Annotated in this window: 13 protein-coding genes; all 13 read right to left on the bottom strand. The window is 63.1% G+C overall.

Annotated elements, in window-relative coordinates:
- Positions 1–223 precede the first annotated feature (223 nt).
- The 13 genes from LCI23_RS06615 to LCI23_RS06555 all read right to left on the bottom strand — a co-directional run bounded on the left by LCI23_RS06615 (position 224) and on the right by LCI23_RS06555 (position 13125).
- Positions 224–1414, bottom strand: coding sequence for an acyltransferase (locus tag LCI23_RS06615; RefSeq protein WP_224945586.1), 1191 nt, complete (start codon positions 1412–1414; stop codon positions 224–226).
- Positions 1415–1438: 24 nt separating this feature from the next.
- Complete coding sequence (locus LCI23_RS06610) at positions 1439–2029, bottom strand: hypothetical protein (RefSeq protein ID WP_224945583.1); 591 nt, start codon at positions 2027–2029, stop codon at positions 1439–1441.
- A gap of 15 nt (positions 2030–2044) precedes the next feature.
- Entirely contained in the window at positions 2045–2635 is a 591-nt protein-coding gene (locus LCI23_RS06605) for a sugar transferase (protein WP_224945581.1), read from the bottom strand.
- Entirely contained in the window at positions 2632–3834 is a 1203-nt protein-coding gene (locus LCI23_RS06600) for a DegT/DnrJ/EryC1/StrS aminotransferase family protein (RefSeq protein WP_224945579.1), read from the bottom strand. Before LCI23_RS06600 ends, LCI23_RS06605 begins: the two co-directional genes overlap by 4 nt.
- Positions 3827–5074 (bottom strand): glycosyltransferase family 4 protein, encoded by a 1248-nt coding sequence (locus LCI23_RS06595; protein ID WP_224945577.1) that lies wholly within the window; start codon positions 5072–5074, stop codon positions 3827–3829. Before LCI23_RS06595 ends, LCI23_RS06600 begins: the two co-directional genes overlap by 8 nt.
- The gene (locus LCI23_RS06590; protein WP_224945574.1) at positions 5071–5877 is read right to left on the bottom strand and encodes a hypothetical protein; all 807 of its coding nucleotides are present in this window, start codon (positions 5875–5877) and stop codon (positions 5071–5073) included. The genes LCI23_RS06595 and LCI23_RS06590 overlap by 4 nt, the downstream gene beginning before the upstream one ends.
- A gap of 5 nt (positions 5878–5882) precedes the next feature.
- Positions 5883–6569 (bottom strand): hypothetical protein, encoded by a 687-nt coding sequence (locus tag LCI23_RS06585; RefSeq protein ID WP_224945572.1) that lies wholly within the window; start codon positions 6567–6569, stop codon positions 5883–5885.
- A gap of 94 nt (positions 6570–6663) precedes the next feature.
- A complete protein-coding gene (locus tag LCI23_RS06580) occupies positions 6664–7827 on the bottom strand; it encodes a glycosyltransferase family 4 protein (protein ID WP_224945570.1) in 1164 nt (387 codons plus the stop codon).
- Positions 7733–9019, bottom strand: coding sequence for a hypothetical protein (locus LCI23_RS06575; protein ID WP_224945568.1), 1287 nt, complete (start codon positions 9017–9019; stop codon positions 7733–7735). Before LCI23_RS06575 ends, LCI23_RS06580 begins: the two co-directional genes overlap by 95 nt.
- On the bottom strand, positions 9016–10299 hold the full coding sequence (locus LCI23_RS06570; protein ID WP_224945565.1) for an oligosaccharide flippase family protein: 1284 nt from the start codon (positions 10297–10299) through the stop codon (positions 9016–9018). Before LCI23_RS06570 ends, LCI23_RS06575 begins: the two co-directional genes overlap by 4 nt.
- A 21-nt stretch (positions 10300–10320) precedes the next feature.
- Positions 10321–11448 carry a DegT/DnrJ/EryC1/StrS aminotransferase family protein gene (locus LCI23_RS06565; protein ID WP_224945561.1) on the bottom strand — a complete coding sequence of 376 codons (1128 nt, stop codon included), beginning with the start codon at positions 11446–11448 and terminating at the stop codon, positions 10321–10323.
- A gap of 16 nt (positions 11449–11464) precedes the next feature.
- The gene (locus LCI23_RS06560; RefSeq protein WP_224945560.1) at positions 11465–12061 is read right to left on the bottom strand and encodes an acyltransferase; all 597 of its coding nucleotides are present in this window, start codon (positions 12059–12061) and stop codon (positions 11465–11467) included.
- Between the two features lie 2 nt (positions 12062–12063).
- Entirely contained in the window at positions 12064–13125 is a 1062-nt protein-coding gene (locus tag LCI23_RS06555) for a Gfo/Idh/MocA family protein (RefSeq protein WP_224945830.1), read from the bottom strand.
- Positions 13126–13161 lie beyond the last annotated feature (36 nt).

Raw genomic sequence — 13161 nt, 5'->3', positions numbered from 1 at the left:
GCGTCCCGGCTTTGCGGCGGGCCGGGCAGGGCGCACCGAGTAGGATGACTCCAGGTTCCGGTGCTGTCAAACCGCCCCTTGAGTTAGGCCCCCGTATCGTCGCTGCCTGCCTCGAACAGACAAAGCCGCTTGCGGCACATTCCAGAAAAAAGGCTAGTGGAAAAGCAGAGGCCGCAGCTGTCGGCACAGCGGCCGGCTGCGGCCAATCCAGGAACGTCCGTGCCTAGTCAGGCGACAGAATAGCCTGCACCGGCTTGGTGCGTGGCGCCAGCATCCACCTTTTCAGGATGTTGCGGATACGGGTCGTATGGCGCTCGAACATCAGGTAGAACAGATAGGCGAGCATGACAATGGCAGCAAGTATCGCGAAATACCAAACGAAGTCGATTGCCGCATGTGGATCGAGCCTGTCGCGGCCGAGGTATCGGCGTCCAAGATAGCGGATCAGCTCGATCACAGGGATGTGGATGACGTAGAGCGAAAATGAGAATTCCGAGAAGAACACTGCAACGCGGTTGCTGCGGACATAGATAATTGATGCAGTGTCGATCGGCCGCTGGAACGTGGCAAGCAGGGCCAGGAAGGGGAGGCTGCAGAGTATGTCCTGCACGAAGGAACCTGGCACGAGGTCGTCGTTGTTGCCGCTTAGCCGATAGAACACGAACAGGCCCAAAGTCAGCAGCAGCAGCGTGGCCTGCAGCAGCTTGCCGCAATCGATGCGGATGCGTGAAAACGCAGCACCTAGCAACCATAGGGTGAAGTAGAGCGAAATCATGTCGCGCAAGGTCGCCAGCAGCAGGACCAGTGCTGCAGTGGCCGCGGCCCGGCGCAGCACGCCGCCACCGGCGATCACCAGCAGCAGCAAGGGAAACTGGATGTAATACCAGGTTTCGTGCGCCAGGCTCCACAGGGGATAATTGCCGCCGAAGTCAGGCACGCTGACTGTCTGCAGCCCGAACAGGTTGCCCGCAAACGAGACGGCCGAAAACTCGTTGCGCGGATCGAAGTCAATCGGACCGGAAGCCGCGGTTCCAATGAGCAGGCCAACAGCCAATGTCAGCAGCAAGGTCGGCACCAGCACCGTCCATAGCCGGGTAATGCGGTCGATTGCATAATGCGCAAGGGCGTGTGGCTTGCCGAAACGATTCATCAGGCTGCCGCCCACCAGCCAGCCACTGATCAGGAAAAACACGACCACGGCCTGGTGTGCGAAACCCGTGAGAAAGGCCAGTCCCTTGTAGGCCAGGGTCGGATCTTCTAGGGTACGCAAGCCGGGATAGATCTCGGCGCGCAGGTGCGAAGCCACAACCTGCAGGGCTGCGAGGCCACGTAGCGCGGAGATCAGGAGCGATTGCGCAGGGTTCTCGCCCAAGGGCGCTCGGGCTTGCCAATGTACTGAAGGAAAGGAAACCATGGTGTTCTCCATTGGTCGAAAAAGCTAGCATGTGTCCCACGAATATGGCTGGGCATTGCCGGACAAGGCCAGCGCAAGCTTCACCATCCAGTAACCCACATGCGCTGATTGCATCAGGTGGGCAGATGCAACGAATACCGCCACCGCGCAAGCGGCGGAAGCTGGCCCGGGTACGATGCCACGCGGCTCAAGCAGGTACACGGTGCCGATGCTGGCGCAGGCTCCCAGCATCCAGCCTGCCACTGCTTCCGCGGCCGTATGTTCGGCGCGACCGACCAGCACCGCGGCCAGGACCAGACCCAGCGTCAGGCCCGTGCAGGCAGCCGCAAATGCGGCGCCACGCCCCATCGGGCGGCAGAGCAGGTAGCCGAGTACCGGGTAGACCGCCGTGACACCGGCGGCGTGGCCACTGAAGGCCTTGAACGCGATCGGATCGAGCATAGCGCCCCAGGCCAGATAGGCGATCTTGCTGGCGCCAACCAGGAAAATCGCGCCGGCGTACAGGACAGTCCAGGCCGCTACTGCCCGCCATTCCCTGGCACCCAGCAGCCAGGCGCCAGCCGCCGCCGCAAGGGGCGCGGTCAACTCGAGATCGCCAAGGTGGATCAGTTGCATCGCCAGGTTCGCCAGTCAACGTATCAGTGCCGCGAGTGTATGGGCCAGGATGCGCATGTCGCCCCAGAAGCTCCGTTCGTGCACGTAGCGCACGTAATACTCGAGCTTGGCGGGCAGCACGGTGTCGACGTAGGCGCGCTCGGGATCGGCGGACCGCGCCAGGATTGCGTTTTCATCCTTGTAGCGGATCGCCGCCCAGTCGGTAATGCCGGGTGCAACCGACAGCACGAGGCGCCGCTGTTCAGGTGGATAGCGGTCGACATAGCGCGGCACTTCGGGACGTGGTCCCACCAGGCTCATGCTGCCCTGGACGACGTTCCACAACTGGGGCAATTCGTCCAGCTTGTAGTAGCGCAGGAAGCGTCCGGCACGAGTCACGCGTGGGTCGGCACCGACGGTGAGCTGGGACCCGTCGCCGGCGTTGTGCCGCATGGTGCGGAACTTGTAGATCGTGAATAGTTCCCCTTGACGCCCGACGCGTTGCTGACGGTACAGTACCGGGCCGGAGGAGTCGAGCCGGATCCAGAGCGCGACCAGGAGCAGTACCGGTGCCAGCAGGAGCAGTCCCGCAAGCGCGCCCAGCAGGTCGAAAACACGCTTGCTCATGACAGCAGTGCACGTAGTTCGGCGATCACGCGGTCCTGGTCAGCGTCGCGCATGCGGGTGTACAGCGGTAGCGTGAGCATGGAGGCGAAGCTGGCTTCGGCCACCGGGAAGACCTCCGGGCTCAGGCCAAAGCTGTCGCGCCAGTAGGGCTGGCGATGCAGCGGGATGAAGTGCACGCTGGTGCCAATGCCACGCTCGGCCAGATCCTGGATCAGTTTGTCGCGTCCGATGGCGGCACCGTCAAGCAGGCGCACCACGTACAAGTGCCAGGCATGGGTGCTGCCCGGCGCCGGATGGGCGGGCAGGCGCAGTGGCAGGCCTGCCAGGCCCTCGTCGTAGCGCTCGGCCATGCGGCTGCGGCGCTGCTGGAAACGGTCGATCTTGCGCAGTTGTTCGATGCCGATCGATGCGGCGATGTCGGTGAGGTTGTACTTGAATCCAGCGGCAATCACTTCGTAGAACCAGGCTGGCACACGCGAGGTGTAGCGGTCGAACGCGTCCTGGCTGATGCCGTGCAGGCGCATGCAGCGGATCCGCTTGGCCAATTCCCGATCACGGGTCACGACCATGCCACCTTCGCCGGTGGTCATGGTCTTGTTGGCATAGAAGCTGAAGACCGTGATGTCGCTGTCCAGTGTGCCGACCAGTTCGCCGTCGAGCCGGGTCGGGAAGGCATGGGCCGCATCGTCGATGACACGCAGCCGGTGGCGCGCGGCCAGCGCCAGGATGGCATCCATGTCGCATGCCAGGCCCGCGTAGTGGACCGGCATGACCGCGCGCGTGCGTGGCGTGATGGCCGCCGCCACTGCCGCGGGCGCGATGTTCAGCGTGACAGGGTCGACATCCACGAAGACGGGCCGAGCGCCGAGGTAACGCACCACTTCGGCCGTGGCCGTGAAGGTCATGGTGGGCACGATGACTTCGTCGCCGGGACCAATGCCGATGCACTCGAGTGCAAGGTGCAGGCCGGCCGTGGCGGAATTGACCGAAATGGTTTCCACATCCGCGGCGAGGTAGTCCCGGAAGGCCTGTTCGAAACGGCGTGTTACTGGCCCCGTGGTCACCCAGCCGGAACGCAGGCAGGCCTCGACGGCGCGAATTTCTTCGTCGCCGATATCGGGCAGCGCAAAGGGAAGGAAACCTGACGAGCTGGAACCGAATCCAGGTGCGTTGGCGTGCGCGGCAGCCTGTTCATCCATGAGAAACCTCCTGTGTGAAAGTGCTCAGGAAGCGTTGTCCAAGCACCGGATAGGTCAGATGGGCGAGCGCATAGCTGCGCCCGCGCTCCCCCAGCGCCCGCCGTTCTAGGCGCGGCATGGCCAGCAGACTGGCCAGCGCGCGGGCGACTGCTTGCGGGTCTTCGGGCGCGACAGTCAGGCCGCACCCGGCTTCACGCACCGGATCGTTACCCGCCTCCACTGCATGCAGGACCGGACAGCCACCCATCATGTAGTCAATCAGCTTGTTCGGGGCGATGCCGAATCGGTAAAGCGGCTGGCGCTGCCAGCCCAGGTAGGCAATGTCGAGCCTGGCCATCAGGGCGGGAATCTGGGACTTGGGAATCGCGGGCATGAAATACAGGTGGTCGAGCCGCAATTGGCGCGCACGCCGCTCCAGCCTGGCCTTCTCGGGTCCATCCCCCACCAGCACAAAGGCGAGCATGCGGTCCTTCATGAGGCTAGCGGCATCGAGCAGGGTGTCAAGTGCATTCGCCAGGCCATGGCTGCCGGCATAGCCGACTACGGTACGCCCCTGTGTGCACAACCCGGCGAGCAGGCCGTCGAGCGCTTCCGGCAGGGCAGTCGGCGCGGCCAGCCATTCGGCCGGATCGGCCCCGTTCGGGATCACGTGCAGCTTGTGCGGCGCCATGCCGCGCGCTTCCAGGTGCTCGCGGACCTTGGGCAGGATGGATACGATGCCATCGGCGCGGCGGCAGGCATAGTCTTCGGCTGCCTGCAGTAGCCGGATAAAGGGGTGGCGGCGTGAGAACCCGCCGAGCTCGATCGGCGAAAGTGGCCATAGGTCATGCACTTCGTGCAGCAGCCGCGCTCCAGCAAGGCGTGCAATGCGATGGGCTGGCCAGATATCGAGCGGATAGGTGCTCGACGCGATGACAACATGCGGCCGCGCCTCGTGCGCGATGCGCACAGCCTCGCGCCACAGGCGCCAGACGAAGGCCGCCATGTTGCGTACCCGGCCCGGTCCATTGCCGCGGTAAGGGGGCGTTGCGTACCAGCGGTAGTCGATGCCGTCGATGTTTTCGTCACGCTGGTTCCGGCCTTCCATCTCCGGTGCGCGGGCACGCACATGCGCTTCGCTGGCGGCGAGGATGCGCACCCGGTGGCCGGACCGGACCCACTCGCGCGCAAGGTAATAGGGCCGGTATTCCATGCCGTGATGGATCGAGCCGGCGTAATGGTTAATCAGGAGGATGTTCATGCACGCCGTCCAGCGGGCACGCGCCATGCCATTTCTTCGACCAGGCGGCGCAGGTTGCAGCGCGAATTCTCGAGCCAGTTGGTTTCCCATTGCACCGGGTGGGTCAGCAGGCAGATGTGCTGGTGCTTGCCGAGCGCATCGAACGGTGTGATCGGATGGTAGTACACCGGGTATTTGCGGTCGCTGATGTAGACATCGAAGCAGCGCAGCAGCTCGGCGTCGTAGGATTCGCACTCGATGCCGCAGCGCCGGCGCAGGGCCTCGTCGCGCAGCAGCTCATGGTTGATTACCTTGAGGCGCCGGTTGACGAAGTCGCCGTGGCTGGCCACGGTGGCGATGGGGAAGCCGAGGCGATCGACGATCTGGCCAAGGTTGCGGACGAACAGTTCGCGAATCTCGGGGAAGTGCTGGCGTACTGCTTCAGCACTGCGCAGGTGGTGCCGCTTGGCGAAATCCGCGACTTCCTCGTAGTGGTAGCTGGCTTCGCTGCCCGCCGCTTCTATTTCACGCATGAAGCCATAATCCAGCGTGCAGAGGCGGAAGTAATAGCTGGCACGCACGCCGTGGCGAGATTCGATGGCGAACATTTTCTTGGCCGTACGCAGGTCGCTGTCGATGTCGTGCCGGTGCACGAAGAGACGTTCGGCAGACGGGGAACCGGGCTGCTGGCCGCGACGTAGCCGGCGAAAAAAATCGCGTACCGAAAGCTGGGTGTAGCCTGCCGCGGTAGCGGCGTGCAGCAGGGATTCGTACTCGCCGAGGCGGCTCGGCATCAGGTAATCGGCATAGACACGGTTGAACATGATAGTCATTGCAGCGTGTAGGTGGCACGATAGGGGCGAAAGCCCAGGATCGTCTTGAAGTGCCGGAGCCCGGGCTGGGCCCCGAAAAACGTGTCGTACATCACGTAGCGGACCTGGGCAGCGTCGATGAGCTGGCAAACCGCTTCGCTCAGCAGCAGGTGCATGATGCCGTCGTTATTCCTCACTCCCATCAGGTGAGAAAAGGAAGCGAAATTTCCATAAACGCCAAGGCTTGCATAAGCCACGAGTTTTTCCTCGGGACTGATAACGCCCCAATAGCGGAAATGTTGTAGATTCTTGAATTCCGCCTGCTTGACAAGGTATTTGCCATCCATTGGCCGACCCTGTCGCATGTCGAGACTGGTATTAATTTCGTGTATTTCGTCGATATGATCATTGCGATCGATACTGCGTACGATATAACCTCGATTTCTCGCCCGTTTCGCGTGGTAGGCGCCCTGGTTTTTACCCCTGATATACGCCAGATAGGCATCGCGGTCGGGAAACTGCGAGAGGTCGATCAAGGCAGCGCCAATGGTTTTATGCCTGATGATTTTGTAGCGCGGATGCGGCTTTGTATAAATGCGATATGTGGCCTTTATATCGACAGGATCGATCTTTTGAGAAAATGCGAGCTGCGCACGCGGCAATCTAATTGCCTCGAGAAATGTATTGTAATGTTGCAAGAACATGGTGGTCTCGTGAATTCCTAGTGGGCATACAATACGATTTGTGGTCCCGGCGCCATTTGAAGTAACGTAAGTCGCGCTTTTTCAGTTCGATCGATCAGCGAATTGAATGCGTAATAAAACTGTCCTTATCGCCGGGATGTTCTGGAAATGTTCGCGGAGCCAATAGGTCGGTATAAAAGGCAGCCAGCTTGCCAGCTTCGTTTTCCCAGTTGTAGCGTTCGAGGACGGCACGGCGGCCTCTTGCACCCATTTCCCGGGCCAGCGCTGGCTTGTCGGCCAGGAAGTCGATGGCGGCCGCGATGGCCGCTGGATCATGCGGATCCACACACAAGCCGCAGCGATTGCCTTCGACGATGTTGCGCCAGAGAGGGAAATCGGAGGCGATGACAGGAATGCCTGCGGCCATGTACTCGAACATCTTGACCGGCAGTGCATCGCGGTAGCTGGCGGTCGGCAGCAGCGTGACCAGACCGGCGAAGGCGCCCGACATGACTGCCGCAACGCCTTGGCGGTCGAGATGGCCGAGCGCGTCGACTCGGTTCCAGCCGGGGTAGCGCGCGACCTCGGCCTCAAGCTCGGGCTCGGCGAAGCTGCCCGCCAGCGACAGCCGCGCAGGCGCGCGCAGCAGGGCGCATGCCTTGACCAGTTCGCGCACCCCCCTGATTGCCGAGATGCTGCCAACGTAGCAGAAGTGCTCGCGCGGGCCAGTGTCCGACGCCACGCAAAATTCTTCAGTGCAGGGAAAGTTATTCACTTCGATCGTGCGGGGATGAATTCGTGACAGGCGGTCCCGGATCAGCGCTGTCGCCGCCAGTACACCGTCGAAGCGTCTCAGGGCCGCCTTTTCCAGCAGACCGTAGCTGGCGGCAAGCAGGCGCGCGCCGAATGGGGACAGGTAGGGCTTGTCGAGCAGCTGGGTTGGAACGTCTTCATGGGCATCGAACACTACTTTCCTCCCCGCGAAACGCAGGCGCAGCCCGACCGGAAGCAGTTCGGGATCGTGCAGCTGATAGACGTCGGCGTCCAGCGCCATTGCCGCGCGCCCGACGCGCCAGGTGCTGCGCAGCATGCGTTCGCGCCGCCCACGGGAGCGGCCCACGTCCGTGATCGGGATGCCGTCGACGTAAGCATCACCCAGCCCATCCGCGACCACCAGCGATACCTCATGGCCCTGGCTGGCGAGACTGCGGCACTGCTTCACGAAGATCCGCGTATCGGAGCGGGGATGGGCGGAGCTCAGGTGCACGATGCGGGCCATGTTTTCTCTCATAGGTGTAACGCGCGCATGCGCCGAGCGTGGCGCTGAGCAGCATGTCGGTGAAATAGTGGGACGTCAGCAAGAGCAGGACGGTGACACAGGCGAAGGCGAAAGCGCACATGAACAGACCACGGGCGCGCGCCGCAAAATACTCGTGAAAGAACATCGGTGCGATCGGTACGATCGCCAGTGCAGTCAGGTAAACCATGCCGAACAGCCCAAGATCGACCCAGGCCGAGAGCGCGTTATGCGCGTAGTAGCCCGGCGTGTAGCTGGCATAGTCGCCGAAGATTGGATGAGCGGCGATGGTTTGCAAGGCATGCACGGTCAGCTGGTGACGCTTGTTGGCCGAGGTGGAGTGCGGCAGGTCAAGCAGTTCCAGGATCCGGTTGGAGGGTAGGGATGCCAGGATCTGGTCGAAATACAAGCCAAGCAGGGCCGCCAGCATGGCGGCAGCGAGCAGGAAGAACAGCTTGTAGCGCGAATAGTAGAACTCGACCAGGGGAATCGTGAACATCAGCGCCGCGAACTCGCTGCGCGCCGTATTGAGAAACAGCGTAGCGGCGCCAAGCATGTGTAAAACCAGGCGCAAGGACAAGCTGCGGGTGAAAGTGACGACTGCCAGATAGGTAAACAGGTAGGAGCGGGAAAATCCCTGGTATGTGGCAAGCGCTTCGGCATCCTTGGCGATGCCCAGCGCTCCCAGGTAGAACACGCCATCGACGGAGTTGGAAAAGGTGATCGCGGACATTGTGCCCAGGCTGAGCAGGCCGATGACGCGGAAGCGGCGGCTGTCGAATTCGATGAAGCTGAACTGGATGTAGACCAGCACCATGAACAGCACGGCGAGTATGTGGTTGGTCACGATCGTCCGGTTGGCGCCAGCGGCGCCGTTGACTGTCGTGACGATCAGGAAGTAGATGAAGAACAGGCCATAGTGTAGGTCGACCATCGTCAGCCGGCGCGGATCGCGCCGCAGCCGCGCCAGGTAGATCAGGCACACCGGAGCGGCAAAGGCGAGTGCGGACGGTGCGAAATAGCCGCCCAGGAATGCGCCAGTCATGCCAGTGCCAAGCATGGTGTGATAGAAGAAAAAACCCGGAAAAAGCGTGAAGAAGCAGGCGACCAAGACCAGCTGGTCGCGCCGCTCCCTTCCGCATATTGCGACCGTGCCTGTGGACGACGTGCTCATGCCGGCGCCACCACATTACGTGAACATTGCCAGGACATGTGCAGGTAGACTAGGTAGAGAATGGAATATCCAGCGGTATACAGCAGCACGTTCCGGGCGATGCCGCCCGGCGTCAGGAAGGCTGCCAGGGTCATGAAGAACAGGATCACTTGCCACCACAGATCGGCTTTCTGGCGTCCGGCAACGAAGAATACGTAGCTCAGCGGACTGGCGATGAAATTCAACAGGAACAGCGGCGCCATCAGGCGCGCCAGCTCCCCAGAGGAACGCCAGCTTTCGCCGAATATCAGGGAAAACAGGAAGGGAGCGAACAGCAGCAGCACGAGCGCCGGCCCGGCGCCGAGCAAGGTCAGCGCCTTGAAGGTGTGTCGGTAGGCCCGTGCGCAGTTCCCGCGCTCTTCGAACTCGCGTACGGACTCGCGCTTGAACACTTCCAGCACGGAGGCGGCAAGCAGTGATATCGGTGCCGACAGCACCCGCTGGGTGAGGGCATACAGGCCCGCAGCCATGGCCCCATGGCGCATGCCGATCAGGAACAGGGGAAGCTGGCTGACCGCGCCGTTGAGCAGGTTGGATGGCAGGGAGTAGCGCCAGAATTTCTGGTGCCGCCAGAGATATTCTCGCTGTTCGTTGTCGAGGCGCCAGCCGATCCGCACGCGCGGAGGGCACAACAGCTGGCGCGCGGTAGCGTAGCCGACTGCCGTGCCGATCAGGTGTCCGAGCACCAGGCCGATTCCGCCCAGGCCGGCGTACAGCAGCGCAAGCTGCGATACGACGATGACGGCGGCAGTGGCGACTTTGGCGCGCGCCGCTTTGCCGAAGGCGTTATGCGAGGTCGCAAAGGCGAGCGTGGTTTGCATGCAGCCTGTGAGCCAGGCGCCGGTGCCCATCGTCAGCAGGGCGGTCCAGGAGAGCCGGGCGGTGGCTTCGAGGCCGGCCAGGCGCGTGGCCAGGGCAAGCAGGGTCAGCCCCACTGCCGTAACGCTGGTACTGTAGAACACGACCCGGAAGCAAGCACGCTGCCGTTCCGGCTCATGGTCGAGGATCATCGCGGCTTCCATGCGCAGGGTGGCGCCGATTGCGGCGATGGCGATGATGCCGAGCCAGACGCTATATGCCCCCAGCTCGTCCGGGGTGCACAGCCGGGTCAGGAGGGGGGCCGCCAGAAGCGGCAGGGCCTGGGCGCCGACCGCGCCACCCAGCACCGTCGCGACGTTACGCCAGAACGGAGCTGCATGGCCCAGTCGCTGTTTCAGGTATCGGCGCAGGCGCTGAATCATGTGCCGCATCATGATGTCGGTTCAGGCCGCCCTCGCTCCGTCCAGCGAAGGCGCCAGCGCTTCCGCCAGGGCCATTGCCACGCGATTCGCCGCAGGACGGTCGAGATAGGGACCCATTGGTAGGCTGAGTACTTCCTGGGCGAGGCTGGCGGCCACCGGGCAACCCCCGGTGCTGGCCCAATGCGCATAGGCGGGCTGGCGGTCGATCGGCACCGGGTAGTGGACCGCGGTCGGAATGCCGGCCGCGTGCAGGGCATCCTGTACACGTTGGCGCTGCGCTACCCGCAGCGTGTACTGGGCATAGACGCTGGTGCGATCCGGCAGGCAGGCGACCGGGTCAAAGCGCTCGCCAAGCGAGGCGCTGAACAGGGCGTCGTAGCAGGCTGCGGCACGCTGACGCTGTTCGATTTCCCACTCGAAGCGCTCCAGCTTGGCCAGTACCACCGCACATTGCAGGGTGTCCATGCGTCCGCCCACCCCGATCCGGGTGTGCACGTAGCGGCGCGACTGGCCATGCACGCGGATCTCGCGCATGGCTGCGGCGAGCCCGTCGTCGCTGGTGAACAGGGCGCCGCCATCGCCATAGCAGCCAAGCGGCTTGCTGGGAAAGAAGCTGGTACAGCCGATGCGCGACAGGTTGCAGCTCCTGCTGCCGCGATACGTGGCACCGAAGCTCTGCGCCGCATCCTCGATCACGGCCAGGCCGGCACGTCCGGCGATGACATTGATTTCATCCATGTCCGCCGGCTGACCGTACAGCGATACCGGGATGATGGCCCGGGTGCGTGGCGTGATACTGGCTGCGATCAGGCGGTGGTCGAGGTTGCAGGTGGCGGCGTCGACGTCCACAAACACGGGGGTGGCTCCGGCCAGCACGATCGCTTCGGCGGTGGCGATGAACGAGAATGGCGTCGTGATGACTTCGTCGCCGGGTTTGATACCGAGTGCCAAGAGGGCGATCAACAGGGCTTCGGTACCGGAAGACACCGTGATGCAGTGGCGCGCGCCGGTAAACGCGGCAAGCCGCCCTTCGAGTTCGGCTACTTCGGGGCCCATGATGTACTGCCCGTGGTCGAGCACGGCCTGGATGCGTGCATTGATCAGCTCTCGGGAGGCAAGGTATTGAGACTTGAGGTCGATGAATTCCATGAGCTTTCTCGTCAGGTCAGGGGGCAGCACGTTCGAGATGGCAGCTGCCCTCGTGCAGCACGTACAGGTCACCGGTGTGCGGACAGCGCGCTTGCGCACCGGGGTCAGTAACAGGCCAGGGAAGGTCGAGCCTGTCGCCGAAGCGGCTCATCCATCCGATCTGGCGTGCCGGTACCCCGGCTACCAGGGCAAAGGCAGGAACATCCCGGTTGACAACGGCGCCGGCAGCGACAAAGGCATATTCACCCACCGTCACGCCACACACGATGGTCGCGTTGGCGCCGATGGTGGCACCGCGCCGCACCAGGGTGCGCCGGTACTCGTGCTTGCGCATCACCGCGGCGCGCGGATTGTAGACGTTGGTAAATACCATGCTGGGGCCGCAGAAGACCTGGTCCTCGATGGTGACGGCGTCATAGATCGAGACGTTGTTCTGGACCTTGACCTGGTTGCCCAGTAACACATCGTTGCCGACATAGACGTTCTGGCCCAGCGAGCAGTCCTTGCCGATGCGGGCGCCGGCGCACACGTGAGCGAAATGCCAGACCCGGGTACCGTCGCCGAGTGCTGCGCCGTGGTCGATAATGGCGCTGGAGTGGATGACAATGGCCATGTTCAGTACTCCAGCGGCAGGGCGACGCGCTTGCCGTCGCGCGCCGAGCGGTAGGCGGCGACCAGCACCTCGAGCGACTTCAAGCCCTCGCGCCCATCGGTCTCGGGTTCGGCTTCGCCGCGCAAGACCTTGATCACATTGTCGTAGTAGAGCGGGTGGCCGAAGCCGTATACTGAGCTGGTCTGGTAACTCGCTTCCCGGACACGCTCGTCGTCCGGATCCGGCGTGGCGAATTCCCATTGCTGTACCTCGTTGACGGCGACGCCGCCGATGCGCACAGTGCCATGTTCGCCAAGGATGGTGATCGAACCCTCCATGTTGTGCGGGTAGGTCAGCATCGTGACGTTCATCGACCCGAGTGCGCCGTTGCGCCAGCGCAGGCTGATTACACCGGTATCCTCGACCTCGATGTCGCGTGCCAGTGTGGCGGTATAGGCTTGCAGGCTCTCCACCGGTCCGACGATCCAGTCGATCAGGTCGACGTAGTGGCTGGCCTGATTCATGAAGGCGCCGCCATCGAATTCCCAGGTGCCGCGCCAGCGGGCGCTGTTGTAATAGGCGTCGGGACGGGTCCAGAACACATTCAGGTTCACCATGTAGATGCGTCCGAAGCGCTTTTTCTCGACCGCACGCTTGAGTAGTTGCAAGGTTGCGTTGCGGCGGTTCTGCTTGACCACGAACAGATGTACGCCGGCGGCGTCTGCCGCAGCGACCATCGCCTTGCCGTCCTCCCAGCGCGTGGCCATCGGTTTTTCCGTAACGACGTGACGCCCGGCGCCCGCCACCTGGATGGCCTGCTGTGGGTGCAGTCCTGACGGGGTACAGAGCACGAAGGCATCGGCTTCGCATTCGGACAGCATGCGGTCCAGGCGCCGCCAGGCGCGCGCACCGGTTTCCGCAGCGGCTACTTCCAGCGCGCGCGGGTCGACGTCGCACACGCCGACCAGTTCGCTGCGGGCGCCGTGTGTGCGAATGGCGTTCATGTGGTTGCTGGCGATGCGGCCGCAGCCGACGAGGGCGAATCGGATCTTGCGGTCGACGATGGCAGCGGGATAGGAGCGCATCATGTTCTCCGGGAGGGTTGGGGCGTTCATGCGTAG

This window comes from Massilia sp. MS-15 (genome assembly GCF_020176695.1).
GTDB lineage: Bacteria > Pseudomonadota > Gammaproteobacteria > Burkholderiales > Burkholderiaceae_D > Telluria > Telluria hydrophila.
Note: the sequence above shows the minus strand (reverse complement) of the source record. Positions and strands in the feature narration are given on the sequence as shown.